Raw genomic sequence first — 17188 nt, forward strand, 5'->3', positions numbered from 1 at the left:
ATTCTTCCTTAGAACTTCAGACCGGCTTCACGCGCGGCTTCCGCCAGCGCCTTCACACGGCCGTGGTAACGGAAACCCGAGCGGTCGAACGCAACTTCGGTGATTCCTGCTTTCAGTGCCTTCTCGGCGACGCGCTTGCCAACCAGGGCGGCGGCAGCGGCGTTGCCGCCCGCACCGCTCTTGCCTGCCAGTTCGGCGCGCACTTCTGCTTCCAGCGTCGAAGCCGACACCAGCACCTTTGCGTCCGGGCTGATCAGGTTCGCATAGATGTGCAGGTTGGTGCGGTGAACCGACAGACGGTTCACGCCCAGCTGGGCGATCTTGATGCGGGTTTGACGTCCGCGACGCAGACGCGATTCTTTCTTGTCCATCGTCAGCTCCGATTATTTCTTCTTGGTTTCTTTAAGCTTCACCACTTCGTCCGCATAACGGACACCCTTGCCCTTGTAAGGCTCAGGCGAGCGGTAAGCACGCACTTCAGCGGCGGTCTGGCCGACCTTCTGGCGATCGATACCCTTGATCAGGATCTCGGTCGGGGTCGGGGTCGCAGCGGTCACGCCTTCCGGCATGGCATGCAGCACCGGGTGCGAGAAGCCCAGCGACAGGTTCAGGGCGTTGCCTTGGACGGCGGCCTTGTAACCCACGCCGACCAGGGTCAGGCGCTTTTCGAAGCCCTTGGTGACACCGGTGACCATGTTGTTGACCAGGGCGCGCAGGGTGCCCGACATCGCGTTCGATTCACGCGAATCGTCCACCACGTCGAAGGTCAGGGTGCCATTGTTGTTTTCGACTTTGACCAGACCGTTCAGCGGCTGGGTCAGGGTGCCCAGGGGGCCCTTGACCGTGATGGCCGATGCGGTGATCGAAACGTCGGTGCCCGCCGGAACGGCGATAGGCATCTTAGCTACTCGAGACATCGTCTACTCCTTAAGCCACGTAGCAAATCACTTCGCCACCGACACCGGTAGCACGTGCTTTGCGATCGGTCATCACGCCCTTCGGGGTCGAGACGATTGCCACGCCCAGGCCGTTCATGACCTGAGGGATTTCGTCCTTGCCCTTGTAGATGCGCAGGCCAGGACGGGACACGCGCTCGAGGCGCTCGATGACCGGACGGCCGGTGTAATACTTCAAACCGATTTTCAGTTCCGACTTGCCACCTTCGGTGGTCACGGCGAAATCTTCGATGTAACCCTCGTCCTTCAGGACGTTGGCGATCGCAACCTTCACTTTGGACGACGGCATTGCGACCGTGGTCTTCTGGACGCCCTGTGCGTTGCGAATGCGGGTCAGCATATCGGCGATAGGATCGCTCATACTCATTGCTTGTTCTCCTATTACCAGCTAGCTTTGGTCATACCCGGGATTTCGCCTTTCATGGCGAATTCGCGGAGTTTGGTGCGGGCGAGACCGAATTTACGGAAAGTGCCACGCGGACGGCCGGTCATGGCGCAGCGGTTACGCTGGCGGGTCGGCGCCGAGTTGCGCGGCAGGGCCTGCAGTTTCAGGCGGGCTTCGTAACGTTCTTCTTCCGACTTCGACTGGTCGTCGATGATCGCTTTCAGAGCTGCACGCTTTGCGGCGAATTTCTCCACCAGGTCTGCACGCTTCTGTTCGCGGTTAATCAGTGCAAGTTTTGCCATGCTCTTAGTTCCTGAACGGGAATTTGAAGGCGGCGAGCAGCGCTTTGGCTTCTTCGTCGGTCTTAGCGGTCGTGGTGATCGAGATGTTCATGCCACGCAGCGCATCGATCTTGTCGTAATCGATTTCCGGGAAGATGATCTGCTCTTTGACGCCGATGTTGTAGTTGCCGCGGCCATCGAAGGATTTGCCGCTGACACCACGGAAGTCACGCACGCGCGGCAGGGCCACGGTGATGAAGCGGTCCAGGAATTCGTACATGCGGGCGCCGCGCAGGGTCACCATCGCACCGATCGGGTAGCCTTCGCGGATCTTGAAGCCTGCGATTGCCTTGCGTGCCTTGGTCACGACCGGCTTCTGGCCGGCGATCTTGGTCAGGTCGCCAGTGGCGTGCTCGATGATCTTCTTGTCGGCGACTGCTTCCGACAGACCCATGTTCAGGGTGATCTTGGTCAGGCGCGGGACTTCCATCACCGACTTGTAACCGAATTTCTCGGTCAGCTCGGCAACGACCTTGTCTTTGTAAACTTGTTGGAGACGGGCCATTTATATTACCCCTTCACTACTTCGCCGTTCGACTTGAAGACGCGGACTTTTTTGCCATCCACTTCTTTGAAGCCAACGCGATCTGCCTTGCCGGTCGCTGCGTTGAACAGAGCGACGTTCGAGACGTGAATCGGCATAGTCTTGTCGACGATACCACCAGTGTTGCCGGTCATCGGGTTCGGCTTGGTCGCCTTCTTGGCGACGTTGACGCCTTCAACGATGACGTGCTCAGCGTCCACACGCTGCTGAACGACGCCACGCTTGCCCTTGTCCTTACCGGCCAGAACGATGACTTCGTCGTTTTTGCGAATCTTATCCATGTCGACTCCTTACAGAACTTCAGGTGCCAGGGACACGATCTTCATGAACTTCTCGGTACGCAGTTCGCGCGTCACCGGTCCAAAGATACGGGTACCGATCGGCTCCAGCTTGGAGTTCAGCAGGACAGCGGCGTTGCCGTCGAACTTCACCAGGGAACCGTCCTGGCGGCGCACACCTTTAGCGGTACGCACGACCACGGCGTTGTAAATTTCGCCCTTCTTGACGCGACCACGCGGCTGGGCCACCTTGACGGTGACCTTGATGATGTCGCCAATGCTCGCATAACGGCGCTTCGAGCCGCCCAACACCTTGATGCACAGAACTTCCTTGGCACCGGTGTTGTCGGCCACTTCGAGCCGGCTTTCGGTTTGAATCATAGTATTTTCTTTCCCAACTTAAGCCGTAGAAAACCCCACGGAGAACCGTGGGCCTGCGGTCAGTCTTGGTCCCGCCGCACCGCCCCTGCTGGAGCAATACGATTGGGTGATTGGACTTTCCAATAACGTTCGTTACACAGGCCGCGCTACCGCGGGGGGATAACTGCGGCGACACATGAACGAAGCCCGCTAGTATCCCAGATACCAGCGGGCCACGCAAGACAAATTTTAAGGCTTAGATGACCTGTGCTTGTTGCACAACACGGGTCACGGTCCAGGCCTTCGTCTTCGAGATCGGGCGACCTTCCGTGATCTCGACCGTGTCGCCGGTCTTGACCTGGTTGGTCTCGTCGTGCGCATGGTACTTGTTCGAGCGCACGATGATCTTGCCATACAGCGGGTGCTTCACGTGACGCTCGATCAGGACGGTCACCGTCTTGTCCATCTTGTCGGACACGACTTTGCCGACCAGCGTACGCTTCAGCGCCGTTTTAGTGGTGTCGTTCATTTGGCTTCCTTCGAGTTCATCACGGTCTTCACACGCGCGATATCGCGACGTACTTTCTTGAGCTGCGCGGTGTTGGCCAGCTGCTGGGTAGCGAGTTGCATGCGCAGGCCGAACTGGGCCTTCAGCAGCTCGTTCAGTTCCTTTTGCAGCGCTTCCTGGTCTTTGCCGCGGAGTTCCGATGCTTTCATATTCAACTCCTGTTATTGGCCGACTTGGCGCACCACGAAGGTGGTTGCCAGCGGCAGTTTGGCAGCGGCCAGGCGGAACGCTTCGCGCGCCAGTTCTTCTGCGACGCCGTCCATCTCGTACAGGACCTTGCCTGGCTGGATTTCAGCGACGTAGTACTCCGGGTTACCCTTACCGTTACCCATACGGACTTCGGCCGGCTTGTTCGAGATCGGCTTGTCCGGGAAGATACGGATCCAGATACGGCCGCCACGCTTGATGTGACGGGTCATCGCACGACGCGCCGCTTCGATCTGGCGCGCGGTGATACGGCCGCGGGCGACTGCCTTCAGGCCGAATTCACCGAACGACACCGAGGTGCCGCGGGTGTGCGAGATGCCGGTGTTACGGCCCTTCTGCTCTTTACGATACTTTCTGCGGGATGGCTGCAGCATCTTTATTCTCCTGCTTTCTCAGCCGGCTTGGCAGCGGCGCGACGACCTGCTGGAGCGGCTCCTGGTTTGGCGCCCGGACGGCCGCGGCCGGCTGGCTTGCCATCATCGCGGCGCGGGCCGCGCGGCTTCTTCTCGTCGGCCGGCACGTCGATCACAGGTGCTTCGCCGGTTGCCGAGCGGTCGCCCTTGTAGACCCAGACCTTGACGCCGATGATGCCGTAGGTGGTCGATGCTTCGCTGGTGCCGTAGTCGATGTCGGCGCGCAGGGTGTGCAGGGGCACACGGCCTTCGCGGTACCATTCGGTACGTGCGATCTCGATGCCGTTCAGGCGGCCCGACGACATGATCTTGATGCCGACGGCGCCCAGGCGCATGGCGTTCTGCATCGCGCGCTTCATGGCGCGACGGAACATGATGCGCTTCTCGAGCTGCTGCGAGATCGAGTCGGCGATCAGCTGCGAATCGATTTCCGGCTTGCGGATCTCTTCGATGTTCACGTGCACCGGCACGCCCATGATCTTGGTCAGCGAGGACTTCAGGACTTCGATGTCTTCGCCTTTCTTGCCGATCACGACGCCAGGACGCGACGAATAGATCGTGAAGCGCGCGTTCTTGGCCGGACGCTCGATGACGATACGGCCGACCGAGGCGTTCTTCAGCTTCTTCTTCAGGAAAGCGCGAGCTTCCAGGTCTTCCTTGAGCATGTCGGCGAAATTGCCGTTGCCAGCGTACCAGCGCGACGCCCAGTTACGGGTGACCGCCAGGCGGAAGCCGGTTGGGTGGATTTTCTGACCCATCGTGTGACTCCTTAGTTACCGACAGTCACGTAGATGTGACAGGATTGTTTCGAGATACGATCGCCGCGGCCCTTCGCACGTGCGGTGAAGCGCTTCAGGATCGGGCCCTTTTCGACGTAGATCTGGGTGACCTTCAGTTCGTCGATGTCAGCACCATCGTTGTGCTCGGCGTTGGCGATAGCCGACTCCAGCACCTTCTTGATGATGGTCGCGCCCTTCTTCGGGCTGAACTGCAGAATGTTGAGTGCAGCGTCAACTTTCTTGCCACGGATCAGGTCTGCAACGAGGCGGCCCTTCTGTTCCGACAGACGCACACCTTTGAGGATAGCTTTAGTTTCCATTATTTTTTCGCCTTCTTGTCAGCGGCGTGGCCCTTGAACGTACGGGTCAGCGCGAATTCGCCGAGCTTGTGGCCGACCATGTTCTCCGAGACGTACACCGGGACGTGGACCTTGCCGTTGTGGACGGCGATGGTCAGACCGATGAAGTCCGGGGTGATCGTCGAGCGGCGCGACCAGGTTTTGACTGGCTTCTTGTCTTTGGTCGCTTGCGCGGCTTCGACTTTCTTCACCAGGTGGGCGTCAATGAACGGCCCTTTTTTCAATGAACGAGTCATGTGTTATCCCTTATTTCTTGCCGCGGCGCGAGACGATCATCGACGAAGTGCGCTTGTTCGAACGCGTCTTCTTGCCCTTGGTCTGCTGGCCCCATGGCGACACCGGATGACGACCGGCAGCCGTACGACCTTCACCACCACCGTGCGGGTGGTCGATCGGGTTCATGACGACACCGCGGACGGTCGGACGCACACCGCGCCAACGCATCGCACCGGCTTTACCGATCTTGCGCAGGCTGTGTTCGGCGTTGCCGACTTCACCCACGGTGGCGCGGCACTCGATGTGCACGCGGCGCACTTCACCCGAGCGCAGGCGAACCTGGGCGTAGGTGCCTTCGCGGGCCATCAGCACGACAGCGGCGCCGGCGGTGCGGGCCATCTGTGCGCCTTTACCCGGCAGCATTTCGACGCAGTGCATCACGGTACCGACCGGGATGTTGCGGATCGGCAGGCAGTTACCGGCCTTGATCGGCGCTTCCGAGCCGTTCATCAGGGTATCGCCGACAGCGACGCCCTTCGGAGCGATGATGTACTGACGCTCGCCGTCCGCGTAGCACAGCAGAGCGATGTGCGCGGTACGGTTCGGGTCGTATTCGATACGCTCGACCTTGGCAGGGATGCCGTCCTTCTGGCGCTTGAAGTCGACCAGACGGTAGTGGTGCTTGTGACCACCGCCGATGTGGCGGGTGGTGATGTGGCCGTTGTTGTTACGGCCGGCGGTCTTCGATTTCTTTTCAACCAGGGCTGCGAACGGACGACCTTTCCAGAGGTCGCTGTTCACAACCTTCACCATGCCGCGGCGGCCTGGGGAGGTTGGCTTCATCTTAACGAGTGCCATTATTTAGCCTCCTCGACAAAATTGATTTCCTGGCCAGGCTTCAGGCACACGAAAGCACGCTTGGTGTGGTTGCGACGGCCGTTGAAACGGCCCGAACGCTTCTGCTTGCCTTCGCGGTTCACGGTTTGCACCGATTCCACTTCGACTTTGAACAGCAGTTCGACAGCAGCCTTGATTTCCGGCTTGGTCGCGTCCGGCAGGACCTTGAACACGATCTGCTCGTTCTTTTCCGCGACGAAGGTCGCCTTTTCGGAAATGACCGGAGCCAGCAGCACCTTCATCAGGCGCTCTTCGCTGAATTTGATTGCGGCGCTCATGCGTACATCTCCTCGATCTTGGCCAGCGCAGCTTTCGTGACCAGGACTTTCTTGTAGAACACCAGCGACATCGGGTCAGCATGCTTCGGCTCGACGACCAGCACGTTCGGCAGGTTGCGCGAGGCGAGCAGCAGGTTCTCGTCGAGGGTGTCGGTGATCACCAGGACCGATTCCAGGCCCATGCCCTGCAGTTTCTGCGACAGCAGCTTGGTCTTCGGAGCGTCGATCGACAGGCTCTCGACCACGCTCAGGCGGCCTTCACGGGCCAGCTGCGAGTAGATCGAGCAGATACCTGCACGGAACATCTTCTTGTTGACCTTGTGCGAGAAGTTCTCGTCGGGGCTGTTCGGGAAGATGCGACCACCGCCGCGCCACAGCGGCGACGACGACATACCGGCGCGAGCGCGGCCGGTGCCCTTCTGGCGCCACGGCTTCTTGGTCGTGTGGGAGACTTCCTCACGGTCCTTCTGCTTGCGGTTGCCGCTACGCGCGTTGGCAGCGTAAGCGACGACGATCTGGTGGATCAGGGCTTCGTTGTATTCGCGGCCGAACACGGTGTCGGCAGCTGCGACGCCTGCGCCAGCTTGACCTTGCTCATTCAGGAGCTGAAGTTCCATATTTAAGCTCCTTTCTTGGCTTTGGTTTTGACAGCCGGCTTGACAACCACTTGGCCGTTCTTGGCGCCGGGAACGGCACCCTTGACCAGCAGCAGTTGACGCTCAGCGTCGATGCGGGCGATTTCCAGGTTCTGGGTGGTGACGGTAACGTCGCCCATGTGACCGGTCATGCGCTTGCCCGGGAACACGCGACCCGGATCCTGGGCCATACCGATGGAGCCGGGAACGTTGTGCGAACGCGAGTTACCGTGGGTGGCACGGCCCGAAGCGAAGTTGTAACGCTTGATGGTACCGGCGTAGCCCTTACCGATCGAGGTGCCCTGCACGTCGATTTTCTGGCCCACTTCGAACATCGAAGCATCGATGGTGTCGCCGGCTTTGAGTTCGGCGGCTTTGGCGGAATCGATGCGGAATTCCTTCAGCATCGTGCCGGCTTCGACGCCAGCTTTGGCGTAGTGACCGGCGGCGGCCTTGTTCACGCGCGAGGCGCGACGCTGACCGAAGACGACCTGAACAGCGGTATAACCGTCAGTTTCAGGAGTTTTGACTTGCGCAACACGGTTGTTCGACACGTCCAGGACGGTGACAGGGATCGAATCGCCGTCATCCGTAAAGATACGCATCATGCCAACCTTGCGACCGAGGAGGCCCAGGCTCATTTTTTCTCCATTCCCACCTACGATTGGGCGGGGGTAGTTGAACTACTAAAAAAATATGGGCTAAAAAAGACAAACCCATACCGAAGCCGGCTAGTATAGCGCGCAAAACCTCAAGGCGCAACAGGAGAATAGGGGATACGACCAGCCCTGTTGCGTTTCCGCAGTTCGTGGAGAAGAAGGAATCTGACCTGCTGGTCAGCACAGAAAAGGCACACCGCTGCGCCTTTTCTCTGCAGGCCGAAGCGGCCTGCGATCTGGAAGTCTGGTGGGCGGTGCAGGATTCGAACCTGCGACCCCTTGGATGTCGACCAAGTATTCTAACCAGCTGAACTAACCGCCCGGGGAGCCGCATTATACGTAGGGCGCTTGAAGTTTTGCAATAGCTTTTTTCAGGCGCCGGCAAATTCCTCAGCCCGACATGCGCTCGAACAGGGCACGCGCCGCCATCCCGCCCCCGCCGATCAGGACGGCGAAATAGACGATGGTGACCAGGTTGCTGATATAACCCAGCAGCACGCACAGGCCGTCGCGCTGGAGCAGGCCGATGGCCAGGAACAGCAGGGCCACGGCGGGGAAGGTGTTACTGAAGGGAATCAGACCGAAGGGCATCATCAGCAGCACCGCGCCCAGGATCAGGGACAGGTCGTTCAGGCGCGCCATCACGCCGCCGGCCACCAGCCAGCGGATGCGGTTCGGCTTGCTCACGCGCTCGATCTTCTGCAGCGAGTACAAGGCCTTGCGCAGCACAGGGCGCAGTTTCTTGGTGGCGATGGTGCGGTCGCGCAGCTTGCCCGGAATCCACAGCTCGCGCCCGAACAGGCGGCTCACCCCGATCAGCAGGATGGCGGCGCCGAACACGGTGCTCACGCCGGGGATCGAGATCGGGATCAGGAACACCAGGGTCAGCAGCGCGGTGAGCATCAGCAGGCCGTCGTTGCCGACCCGGTGGATCAGCTCGGACAGGGTGATGCCGGTCGGCGGCAGGTAGCGGATCAGGTTGCGCAGCTTGCGCGAAATCGGTTCTTCGGTCATTGCGGAGAAAAAGGGGGTGGTCGATGGACAATCCGGCAAGTGTAACTCAGCCGCGCCCTCCCCGTCGGTACGCCAGGGCGCTCAGGAATCGGTCCGGTGCGCCGCGCGCCGCTCCTCGATGCAGGCCTTGCACTCGTAGCTGATGCCGGAACGCGTGACCGCGAAGAATTCGCGGTCCATGGGCCACAGCTGGCCGCAGGACGGGCATAGCTGCTCGTCGCCCAGTTCGGTCAGGGCCATGCGGCGAAATCCCCCCATCACCCGGCGCCAGGTGGCGCGGGCGCCGGCCTCCTCCCTCATGCCGGCCTCCCCGGCGCCAGGGGCAGCAGGCGCAGCTGCTCACCCGCTTCCGCACCCAGGGCCGCGAGCATGGGCGGCGCCAGCGCCACCATGCCCTCGTCCGCGGCGCAGGGCGCGACGATGACGCGGAAGTCGTGGCGGCGCGTGCCGGCGACCAGGGCCGGCGCCGCGCCGTGGGGATCGCCGGCGCGCAACAGGGCCAGGCGGCTATCGCGCGCAGCCCGCAGGCCGGACAGCTTGGCCTGCAGCACCGGGCCGCCGTCGAAGATGTCGATATAGCCCTCGAAGTGCAGGCCCTCCTGCTCCAGCAGGCGGCGCGCCGGCGTGGTGTCGGCATGGGTCTGGCCGATGGCGGCGCAGGCGGCTTCGCCCAGCAGGTGGGTGTAGAGCGGCAGGCGCGGCACCAGGTGCTCGATGAACAGGCGATCGCCCTTGCCGCAGCGGTCGTCCGCCTCCTGGAAATCCATCTTGAAGAAAGGCCGGCCGACCGCCTCCCAGAACGGAGAGCGCCCCTGCGCGTCCTGCCAGCCGCGCATCTCGGCGAAGACCGTGGGCGCGAACAGCGCGGGAAACTGGGCCAGGAACAGCAAGCGCCCCTTGGACAGCAGCTTGCCGTTCCAGCCGCTGCGGTAGTCGGGGTGCAGGTAGAGCGAGCACAGTTCGGAGGCGCCCGAGAGGTCGTGGGTCAGGTGCAGGGACTGTACCCGGTTCACCAGCCCGGTGCCCGGGCTGGCGTGGACCGAGGTGCTGATGCGGTAGTTATAGAAGGGTTCGCGCAGCCCGACCGCCGCCTTGATGGCGGAGACGCCGCACACCCTGCCCCGCTCGCGGTCTTCCAGCACGAACAGGTAGTCGGCCTGGTCCTGCGCCAGCTCGCCGGCGAAGGAGGCGGCGGCCAGCGCCAGGCGCTCGGCCAGGGCGCCGCGGTCGGCCTTCAGGGTCGTCATGCCCGGCCCGGCGCCGCGCGCCAGGTCGAGCACCGCATCGAGGTCGCTTGGGACGGCATTGCGCAGGACCAGCATGGGGGGCCATCCTCACAAGGATTTCTCGGCCGGCGCCACCATCACCGCCAGCGGCGCGACGCGCTCGCGGTGGATGCGGTGGATCCCGTGCAGCAGCAGGCCGGACACCCCGGCGATGGCCGCCATCATGAGGAAGAAGCCCTGCGGGCTGACGCTCTCCCAGGCCGCCCCGATCACGCCCGACAGCAGGTTGCCGGTGAAGGAGCAGAAGAACCAGGCGGCGATGGTGGTGGCGGCGAAGCGCCTGGGCGCGAGGCTGGCGAACAGGCCCAGGCCGACCGGCAGGATGTAGAGCTCGGCCAGGGTGAACAGGGCGAAGAACACCACCATCCACAGCCAGCCGATGGCGAAGCCACCGGCCTCGCTGGCGACGATCAGCCCGGCCAGCAGCGCGTAGGAGACGCCGATGCCGAGCGCGCCCAGGCTCATGCGGGTGAGCGCCGGCGTGGCCAGGCCGCGCGCTGCCCGTGCGTTCCACATCCGCACCAGCAGGGGGCTGAGCAGGAACACGAACATCGGATTGAGCGACTGGAACCAGGTGACGGGGATGCTCATGCCGAAGGCCTGGCGCTCGACCGCCGCGTCGGCCCAGACCGCGAAGGTGTTCCCGGTCTGCTCGTAGGCGACGCGGAACAGCATGACGGCCAGGGCCACCCCGACCAGCAGCGGCACGGTGCCGAAGCCCTCCCCGCCCGCCGCCGCCACCTCGGCCCGCCCCACCGGCCTGGAGGCCTCGGGCGGCAGGTAGCGCCCGCCCCAGACATAGACCACCAGGCCCAGGCACATGCCGACGCCGGCCGCGCCGAAGCCGTAGTGCCAGCCATACAGCTCGCCCAGGGTGCCGCAGATCAAAGGCGCGAGGAAGGCGCCCAGGTTGATGCCCACGTAATAGACGTTGAAGGCGGCGCCGGCGCGCGGGTCGTCCTTCGGGTACAGCAGATTGACCTGGCTGGGCAGGTTGGGCAGGAACAGGCCGTTGCCAATGGCGATCACCGCCATCGCCGGGAAGAACAGGGACTCGAAGGCCATCATGAAGTGACCCAGCGCCATCAGGAGGCCGCCGAGGATCACCGCCGGCCGCCGCCCCAGCCAGCGGTCGGCGATCAGGCCGCCGAAGATCGGGGTCAGGTAGACCCCGGCCGCATAGGCCCCGAAGATCAGGGAGGCGTGGGCGTGGGAATAGGCCAGCTCCTTGGTCATGTAATAGATCTGCAGGGCGCGCATGCCGAAGAAGGAGAACTTCTCCCACATCTCGGTGAGGAAGAGGATGGTCAGGCCCTTGGGCTGGCCGAACCAGCTGTCCTTGTCACGCATGCTGCTTCTCCTCGGCGGCCGGCGCGGGGCCGTGGTCGCGCAGTTCGTCGAGCGGCCAGATCGGCCGTCCCAGGTGGACATAAGGCAGGCGCGCCAGCTCGCTGTTGAGGGAGCCGGGCGCGTCGCAGATCAGGGTGTCGGCGGCGATCGGGTCGAAGCAGGCGCGGAAATGCCGGGTCGACTTGACCACCACCAGACGCCTGGCCGCCAGGTCGATCCCCAGCTCGGTGAAGCACTCGGGCGAGAACACCTGCTGGCGGATGCTGTTCAGGACCACGTCGATGCCGCCGATCCTGAGCGCCACCGCCGGTCCCAGCGCCTCGGTCCACTTGCCGGCCAGGCCGTGCTGGCGGGCGTCGGCGCGCACCGCGGTGACGATGGCGCGCACGTCGAGCGGATCGCCCGAGGCCGGCCCCACCTTGCCGCCGATGCGCAGCGCGATCTCGGCCCCGATCCCGGCGTCGCTGGCGATCTGCACCGCCAGCGGGTCCCACAGCATGCCCAGCGCCACGCCGTGGGCGCCGCGCGCGATCAGGGCGCGCAGGATGAAGGTGGAGTCGCAGGCCGCGCCGCCGCCGGGATTGTCGGAACTGTCGGCCAGCACCACCAGCCCGCCGCCCGGACGCGGGGCCAGGGCGGCGTCCAGCGCCGCCTCGACCGGGAGCATCGAGCGCCGGCCCAGTTCGCGCAGGGCGAAGAAGCTGTCCGCAGCCTGCCCGGCGATGGCGCGGGCGCGCGCCGCCGGCGCGGCGCCGTCCGCGTGCACGACCAGCACGGCGGCGCCGGTGTGGCAGGTGTCGGACCAGGGGAAGCCGTGGATCAGCGAGATCGACAGGATGCCGGCTTCGGCCTCCCACTCCCAGACCCGCGACAGCAGCGCGCGCATCGGCGCTTCGCCGGTGCCGAACAGGCCCAGCATCGGCACCGGGCGCAGCAGCGTGGCGGGTTTCACCCCGCCCTCCGCCATCCGCGTCAGGATCGCGTGCAGCTCGCGGGTGCGTTCGAGGTAATCGGTATGCGGGTATTCCTTGCAGGCCACCAGCACCGCCCCGCTAGCCACCATGCGCGGGGTGACGGTGGCGTGCAGGTCGAGCAGCGCGCCGACCGGCACGCCGGGACCGACCTGGGCGCGCACGCGGGCCAGCAGGTCGCCTTCGCAATCGGGGTAGCCGTGGGCGATCATGGCGCCGTGCAGCACCAGCACCACGGCGTCCACCGTCCCGGCCTCCTTCAGGCCGGCCAGCAGCTCCTCGCGCAAGTCCTCGTAGACGGCGCGCGAGACCGGCCCGCCCGGCTGGGCCCAGGCGCACAGGCCGGCGCTCACGCGGTCGCCCCGCTCGCGCGCCACCTCGACCAGGAAGCCGTAGCCGGGAAAGTCATGGGCCTTCGCGCGCGCCGCCGCGTCGCCGTCAGGGCGCACCAGGATGCCCTCTTCAAAAGAGCGCAGGGTGGTCGGCAGCGGCGAGAAGCTGTTGGTCTCGTGGGCGAGTGCGGCGAGATAAATGTGCATGGCTGGCCTCGGGCGATGTTCAGGCAGGAAAGCGCGACGGACTGATGCGGCCCGGATCGAAGCCCCAGTGCGCGAGCCTGGGGTCGGGCTCCTCGCCCAGCAGCATCGAGGCGTAGTAGCGGCCGGCGCCGGGGGCGGACTGGATGCCGTAGCCGCCCTGCCCCGCGGCCCAGAAGAAGCCGGATAGCGCGGGGTCGAAGCCGCCCACCAGTTCGCCGTCGGCGACGAAGCTGCGCAGCCCCGCCCACACGTGGCTGGGGCGGCGGATGCGCAGGGTGGTCAGGCGCTCGATGGCGTCGATGGCGATGGCGACGTCGAGTTCCTCGGCCTGCACGTCGTGGGGCGCCACCGGATCGGCGTTGCAGGGCGAGCCGAGCAGCATGCCGGCGTCCGGCTTGATGTAGAAGGATTCGGCCACATCCAGGAACAGCGGCCAGCCGGTGGCGTCCACGCCCTCGGGCGGCGCGAAGATGAAGGCCGAGCGGCGCTTGGGCACCAGGCCCACCGGGGCGGCGCCGGCCAGGCGCGCCAGCGCGTCGGCCCAGGCGCCGGCGGCGTTGACCACCACCGGGGCGCGGAATTCGCCGGCGCGGGTGGCCACCGTCCACAGCCCGTCGCTGCGGCGCATGCTGCCTGCCGCGGCGTCGAACACGGTGCGCCCGCCGTGCTGGCGGACGCCGCGCAGGAAACCCTGCAGCAGGGCGTCGACGTCGATGTCGGCCGCATCCTTTTCCAGCACGCCGGCGACCACCGCCTCAGGGCGCAGCACCGGCACCAGTTCGAGCGCGGCGCGCGCGTCGAGGCGCTCGGCCGCCGACGAGGTGGCGCGCACCAGGGCCTCGTGCTCGTCCAGCGCGGCCTCCTGTCCCGGCGTGGCGAACACGAAGGCGCCGCGCGGGCTCAGGAGCGGATGCGCGCAGAAGCCGGGCGGCGGATTGTTGAAGAAGTCCAGGCTGGCGCGGGTCAGCGCGCGCACCTGGTCCGGGCCGTAGCTCTCCATGAACAGGGCCGCCGAGCGCCCGGTGCTGTGGTAGCCGGGCTGGCTCTCGCCCTCCAGCACGATGACGCGCGCCTGGTGCGCGAGCCAGTAGGCGACCGAGGCGCCGCCGATGCCGGCCCCGATCACGATGAAGTCCGCGGTGTCCTGATCCATACGCTTCTCTGCCCCGCTTTCCGCCTTGCGGCCGGATTTTCAAATTAAGAAAAATCTTCTATACATGAAAGATATGCGAGTGCGCAGCGCCGCGCAAGCACTTTTTGCGGCCAGTGTGCGGCCTGTGTTCCGCGCGCACCAGTCCTGGCGAAAGCTGCTTGACCGCCGGTCCCGGGGTCCCGATAATGGGATTTATTTCTGATTCAGAAAATTTTCAAATCAGTCCAACCGGAGACCGCCATGTCCCAGATCGAACGCATTCCCAGCGAGCTGCCCCTGCCCTTTTCCAAGGCGGTGCGCGCCGGCGGCTTCCTGTTCCTGTCGGGCCAGATCCCCCTGGACGACAAGGGCGCGCCGCTGCGCGGCAGCATCGAGGAGCAGACCGGAAAGGTGCTGGAAGGGATCGCGGCGACCCTGGCCGGACTGGGCGCGGGCATGCAGGACGTGGTGAGGGTGACCGTCTGGCTGTCGGACCTGGCCCTGTTCGCGCGCTTTAACGCCGTGTACGCACAGCACTTCAGCGCGCCCCACCTGCCGGTGCGCTCGACCGTGCAGGCCCAGCTGGCCTTCGGGGTGGACGTGGAGATCGAGGTCACGGCCTGGCGGCCGTGAGCGCCGGCTTACTTCTTCTTCGGCGTTTTCTTTGCGGGCGCCGATGGGCTCGGCACGGCGCTCAGGCTGGGTCCCGCCGGCGCGGCGTGCGGCGCCGCCTCCTGCCCGTCGCCGAAGGTGGCGTACATCTGCTCCGCATGCGGCTCGTCCGAGGTGCACACCGACAGCACGCGGCAGGGGCTCTCGCCCACCGCGATATAGGCGTGCGCCATGCCGCTGTCGAAATAGATCGAGTCGCCGGTTTCCAGGCGCGTGGGCGCGTACAGGTCGGTATAGAGGTCCACCGCCCCTTCCAGCACGATGGCGAACTCCTCGCCGGGATGGCGGATCAGTTCGCCGAACTCCTCGATCGAGCGCGCATGGATCTCGGCGATGATCGGCACCGAGCGCTTGTTCAAGAGGTCGGCGGCCGGGTAGAGGTGAGAATAATTCGGCGTGTTGATGGCATAGCCGGTGCCACGCCGGTTGATGCTGCGGCGTCCGCTCATGACCGGGGCCGGGGCCTTTTCGACCGTGGGGTTGCCGCTGAAGAGCTGGGAGATGTCGATCTCGAGCGCATTGCAGATGCGGACCAGCTTGTCGTAGCTGAGCGACATCTTGTTGTTTTCGATCTTGGAGATCGTCGACATGGGCATGCCGCTCTTTTCGCCGGCCTCGATCAGCGTCAGCCCGCGCTCCTTGCGGATGCGCCTGAGCGTCTCGCCCAGGTTGGCGTCCCGTTCCGGGGGGTGGTTGATCGCGCGTTTCGTTGCCATGCGGTGTCCTCTCTCGAGCTTTCATTATAGATCGGCCTTGCAAAGCTTGAAAACTCGGCACGGCGGTTTTCCGCTTCGCTAAATTCCTTCGGGACCGTGCGGGTCGGCCACGCGCGGCCAGTAGACGGGCGAGCGCAGGCGGTAGGGAATGGCCGCGAAGTCGAAGTTCATGGCGCCGGGGGTCGAGACGTAGAGCACGGCGCGCGCCAGCGGCGCGAACTCGGCGTGGAAGTGCTGGGTCGACTTCACCACCACCAGGTCCTTGTCCGCCAGGCTGATGCCGGCGCCGGTGAAGGCGTCCGTGCCGTAGGTCTGGGTGCGGATCGAGGACAGCAGGATGTGCAGGCCGTGCGGCGCTTCCACCCACACGCAGTCGCCCAGCCGCTCGCGCGTTCCCAGCGCGCTCTGGCTGTGGTCCGGCACGATGGCGCGTACCGTCACGCGCAGATCGACCGGCAGGCCGGAAGCCGGGCCGCACTTGCCGCCGATGCGCAAGTCCAGGCTGGCGCCCACGCCGGCGCTCTTGCAGACGTGGACCGCGCCCAGGTCCCACAGCGCGCCCAGGGCCACGTTGGCCGCCTTGCGCTCGACCAGGCGGCGCAGGATGAAGCTGCTGTCGCCGGCCGCGCCGCCGCCGGGATTGTCGGCCACGTCGGCCAGCACCGCCGGGCCGGCGCCGGGCGTGGCTGCGGCCAGGTCGAGGGCAGCGTCGATCTCCAGCACCTCCGGGCCGATCCGCTCGCGCAGGGACCAGAATTCGGCCGCCAGGCGGCGCGCCGTGCGCCGCGCCAGGGCCCGGTCATTGTCCGTCACCACCCACAGCCTGGCGCCGCCTTCCGGCACGTCGCCCCAGGGGAAGCCGTGACCCAGCGAGACCGAGAGCACGCCGGGCTCGCGCTCGGCCTCCTGCATGCGGCGCACGAAGCCCTGCATCGGCTCGCGGGTCGTGTGCCACAGGCCCACCATGCGCAGGTCGACCACTTCGGTGACCGGCTTGAGGCGCCCGGCCACCGCGTCCTTGAGCAGGCGGTACAGCTCCAGCCCGCGCGCTTCAGCGTCGACGTGCGGGTACTCCTTGAAGGCGATGATGAGGTCGGCCGCGCTGCGCATCATCTCCGTGAAATGGCAGTGCAGGTCGAGTTCGAGGCCGATCGGCACCTGCGGCCCGACGATGCCGCGGATGCGCGCCGCCAGGTCGCCCTCGCAGTCGTCGATCCCTTCGGCCGCCATCGCGCCGTGCAGCATCAACTGCACCGCGTGCACCGGCATGGCGGCGCGCAGGTCGGCCAGGATCTCGTCGCGCAGCGCCTCGTAGACGTGGCGCACGGTGCGCCCACCCGGCTGGGCCAGGGTGCACAGGCTTTCCACCGCCTCGCCGCCGTCCGCCTCGATGAGGCCGCGCAGGTAGCGCAGGAAGGCGCCGCTGCCCTCGGGGTCGCGCAGGCTGGCGTCGCCGTGGTGGATGCCGATCTCCTCGAAGGCCGCCAGGCCGGTGGGCGCGGCGGCGAAGGTGTTGGTCTCGGTGGCCAGGTGAGCGATGAAGAATTTCATGTCGGTGTCCGATGCGCTTCAAGGCCGGCGCGAGGGGCTTGCGCTGGCGCCGCCGGCCGCGCCGTGGCCGCGCGGCCGCCCC

The 17188-nt window shown here is 65.3% G+C and carries 26 protein-coding genes and 1 tRNA gene; 1 reads left to right on the top strand and 26 read right to left on the bottom strand.

The features are described 5' to 3' along the window. Positions 1-8: 8 nt before the first annotated feature. From rplR to B0920_RS21650, 24 genes are all read right to left on the bottom strand, one after another. Entirely contained in the window at positions 9-371 is a 363-nt protein-coding gene (gene rplR / locus B0920_RS21540; RefSeq protein ID WP_078034739.1) for a 50S ribosomal protein L18, read from the bottom strand. A gap of 12 nt (positions 372-383) precedes the next feature. Beyond that, entirely contained in the window at positions 384-917 is a 534-nt protein-coding gene (gene rplF / locus B0920_RS21545; protein WP_078034740.1) for a 50S ribosomal protein L6, read from the bottom strand. 10 nt (positions 918-927) lie between these two features. Further along, complete coding sequence (rpsH, locus tag B0920_RS21550; protein WP_078034741.1) at positions 928-1323, bottom strand: 30S ribosomal protein S8; 396 nt, start codon at positions 1321-1323, stop codon at positions 928-930. A gap of 14 nt (positions 1324-1337) precedes the next feature. Then, positions 1338-1643, bottom strand: coding sequence for a 30S ribosomal protein S14 (rpsN, locus tag B0920_RS21555; protein WP_005663444.1), 306 nt, complete (start codon positions 1641-1643; stop codon positions 1338-1340). 4 nt (positions 1644-1647) lie between these two features. Continuing rightward, positions 1648-2187 carry a 50S ribosomal protein L5 gene (gene rplE / locus B0920_RS21560; RefSeq protein ID WP_078034742.1) on the bottom strand — a complete coding sequence of 180 codons (540 nt, stop codon included), beginning with the start codon at positions 2185-2187 and terminating at the stop codon, positions 1648-1650. Positions 2188-2192: 5 nt separating this feature from the next. Then, positions 2193-2507 carry a 50S ribosomal protein L24 gene (gene rplX, locus B0920_RS21565; protein ID WP_078034743.1) on the bottom strand — a complete coding sequence of 105 codons (315 nt, stop codon included), beginning with the start codon at positions 2505-2507 and terminating at the stop codon, positions 2193-2195. A 9-nt stretch (positions 2508-2516) separates the two neighbouring features. After that, the gene (gene rplN / locus B0920_RS21570) at positions 2517-2885 is read right to left on the bottom strand and encodes a 50S ribosomal protein L14 (protein WP_078034744.1); all 369 of its coding nucleotides are present in this window, start codon (positions 2883-2885) and stop codon (positions 2517-2519) included. A gap of 235 nt (positions 2886-3120) precedes the next feature. After that, complete coding sequence (rpsQ, locus tag B0920_RS21575; RefSeq protein WP_027867253.1) at positions 3121-3393, bottom strand: 30S ribosomal protein S17; 273 nt, start codon at positions 3391-3393, stop codon at positions 3121-3123. Further along, entirely contained in the window at positions 3390-3581 is a 192-nt protein-coding gene (gene rpmC, locus B0920_RS21580; RefSeq protein ID WP_078034745.1) for a 50S ribosomal protein L29, read from the bottom strand. The genes rpsQ and rpmC overlap by 4 nt, the downstream gene beginning before the upstream one ends. Before the next feature lie 12 nt (positions 3582-3593). After that, positions 3594-4013, bottom strand: a complete 420-nt coding sequence (rplP, locus tag B0920_RS21585; RefSeq protein ID WP_036246288.1) for a 50S ribosomal protein L16 — start codon at positions 4011-4013, stop codon at positions 3594-3596. Between the two features lie 2 nt (positions 4014-4015). Further along, positions 4016-4810, bottom strand: a complete 795-nt coding sequence (gene rpsC, locus B0920_RS21590) for a 30S ribosomal protein S3 (protein WP_078034746.1) — start codon at positions 4808-4810, stop codon at positions 4016-4018. Between the two features lie 11 nt (positions 4811-4821). Beyond that, a complete protein-coding gene (rplV, locus tag B0920_RS21595; RefSeq protein WP_174348348.1) occupies positions 4822-5154 on the bottom strand; it encodes a 50S ribosomal protein L22 in 333 nt (110 codons plus the stop codon). Beyond that, on the bottom strand, positions 5151-5426 hold the full coding sequence (gene rpsS, locus B0920_RS21600) for a 30S ribosomal protein S19 (RefSeq protein WP_078034747.1): 276 nt from the start codon (positions 5424-5426) through the stop codon (positions 5151-5153). The genes rplV and rpsS overlap by 4 nt, the downstream gene beginning before the upstream one ends. Positions 5427-5436: 10 nt before the next feature. Continuing rightward, positions 5437-6264 (bottom strand): 50S ribosomal protein L2, encoded by an 828-nt coding sequence (gene rplB / locus B0920_RS21605; protein ID WP_078034748.1) that lies wholly within the window; start codon positions 6262-6264, stop codon positions 5437-5439. Next, positions 6264-6581, bottom strand: coding sequence for a 50S ribosomal protein L23 (rplW, locus tag B0920_RS21610; protein ID WP_078034749.1), 318 nt, complete (start codon positions 6579-6581; stop codon positions 6264-6266). Before rplW ends, rplB begins: the two co-directional genes overlap by 1 nt. Continuing rightward, positions 6578-7198 carry a 50S ribosomal protein L4 gene (rplD, locus tag B0920_RS21615; protein WP_078034750.1) on the bottom strand — a complete coding sequence of 207 codons (621 nt, stop codon included), beginning with the start codon at positions 7196-7198 and terminating at the stop codon, positions 6578-6580. Before rplD ends, rplW begins: the two co-directional genes overlap by 4 nt. A gap of 2 nt (positions 7199-7200) precedes the next feature. Next, on the bottom strand, positions 7201-7857 hold the full coding sequence (gene rplC / locus B0920_RS21620) for a 50S ribosomal protein L3 (RefSeq protein ID WP_078034751.1): 657 nt from the start codon (positions 7855-7857) through the stop codon (positions 7201-7203). A gap of 263 nt (positions 7858-8120) precedes the next feature. Continuing rightward, a tRNA-Val gene (locus B0920_RS21625) sits at positions 8121-8197 on the bottom strand. A gap of 68 nt (positions 8198-8265) precedes the next feature. Further along, entirely contained in the window at positions 8266-8889 is a 624-nt protein-coding gene (locus tag B0920_RS21630; protein ID WP_078034752.1) for an exopolysaccharide biosynthesis protein, read from the bottom strand. 81 nt (positions 8890-8970) lie between these two features. Further along, positions 8971-9189 carry a hypothetical protein gene (locus B0920_RS25800; protein ID WP_143745872.1) on the bottom strand — a complete coding sequence of 73 codons (219 nt, stop codon included), beginning with the start codon at positions 9187-9189 and terminating at the stop codon, positions 8971-8973. Further along, on the bottom strand, positions 9186-10211 hold the full coding sequence (gene astA / locus B0920_RS21635; protein ID WP_078034753.1) for an arginine N-succinyltransferase: 1026 nt from the start codon (positions 10209-10211) through the stop codon (positions 9186-9188). The genes B0920_RS25800 and astA overlap by 4 nt, the downstream gene beginning before the upstream one ends. Before the next feature lie 12 nt (positions 10212-10223). Beyond that, the gene (locus B0920_RS21640) at positions 10224-11525 is read right to left on the bottom strand and encodes a peptide MFS transporter (protein ID WP_078034754.1); all 1302 of its coding nucleotides are present in this window, start codon (positions 11523-11525) and stop codon (positions 10224-10226) included. Continuing rightward, positions 11518-13035, bottom strand: a complete 1518-nt coding sequence (locus B0920_RS21645; protein WP_078034755.1) for a M81 family metallopeptidase — start codon at positions 13033-13035, stop codon at positions 11518-11520. The genes B0920_RS21640 and B0920_RS21645 overlap by 8 nt, the downstream gene beginning before the upstream one ends. A 19-nt stretch (positions 13036-13054) precedes the next feature. After that, a complete protein-coding gene (locus B0920_RS21650; RefSeq protein ID WP_078034756.1) occupies positions 13055-14188 on the bottom strand; it encodes an FAD-binding oxidoreductase in 1134 nt (377 codons plus the stop codon). A gap of 240 nt (positions 14189-14428) precedes the next feature. Between B0920_RS21650 and B0920_RS21655 the strand changes: the two genes are divergently transcribed. Then, positions 14429-14800: a RidA family protein gene (locus B0920_RS21655; RefSeq protein ID WP_078034757.1), complete on the top strand. Its 372-nt coding sequence runs from the start codon at positions 14429-14431 to the stop codon at positions 14798-14800. Between the two features lie 8 nt (positions 14801-14808). Here B0920_RS21655 and B0920_RS21660 read toward each other — a convergent pair whose 3' ends face one another. After that, positions 14809-15555: a helix-turn-helix domain-containing protein gene (locus B0920_RS21660; RefSeq protein WP_078034758.1), complete on the bottom strand. Its 747-nt coding sequence runs from the start codon at positions 15553-15555 to the stop codon at positions 14809-14811. Positions 15556-15633: 78 nt separating this feature from the next. Next, entirely contained in the window at positions 15634-17106 is a 1473-nt protein-coding gene (locus B0920_RS21665) for a M81 family metallopeptidase (RefSeq protein WP_078034759.1), read from the bottom strand. Positions 17107-17188: the final 82 nt, after the last annotated feature.

The organism is Massilia sp. KIM, assembly GCF_002007115.1.
Taxonomy (GTDB): domain Bacteria; phylum Pseudomonadota; class Gammaproteobacteria; order Burkholderiales; family Burkholderiaceae_D; genus Telluria.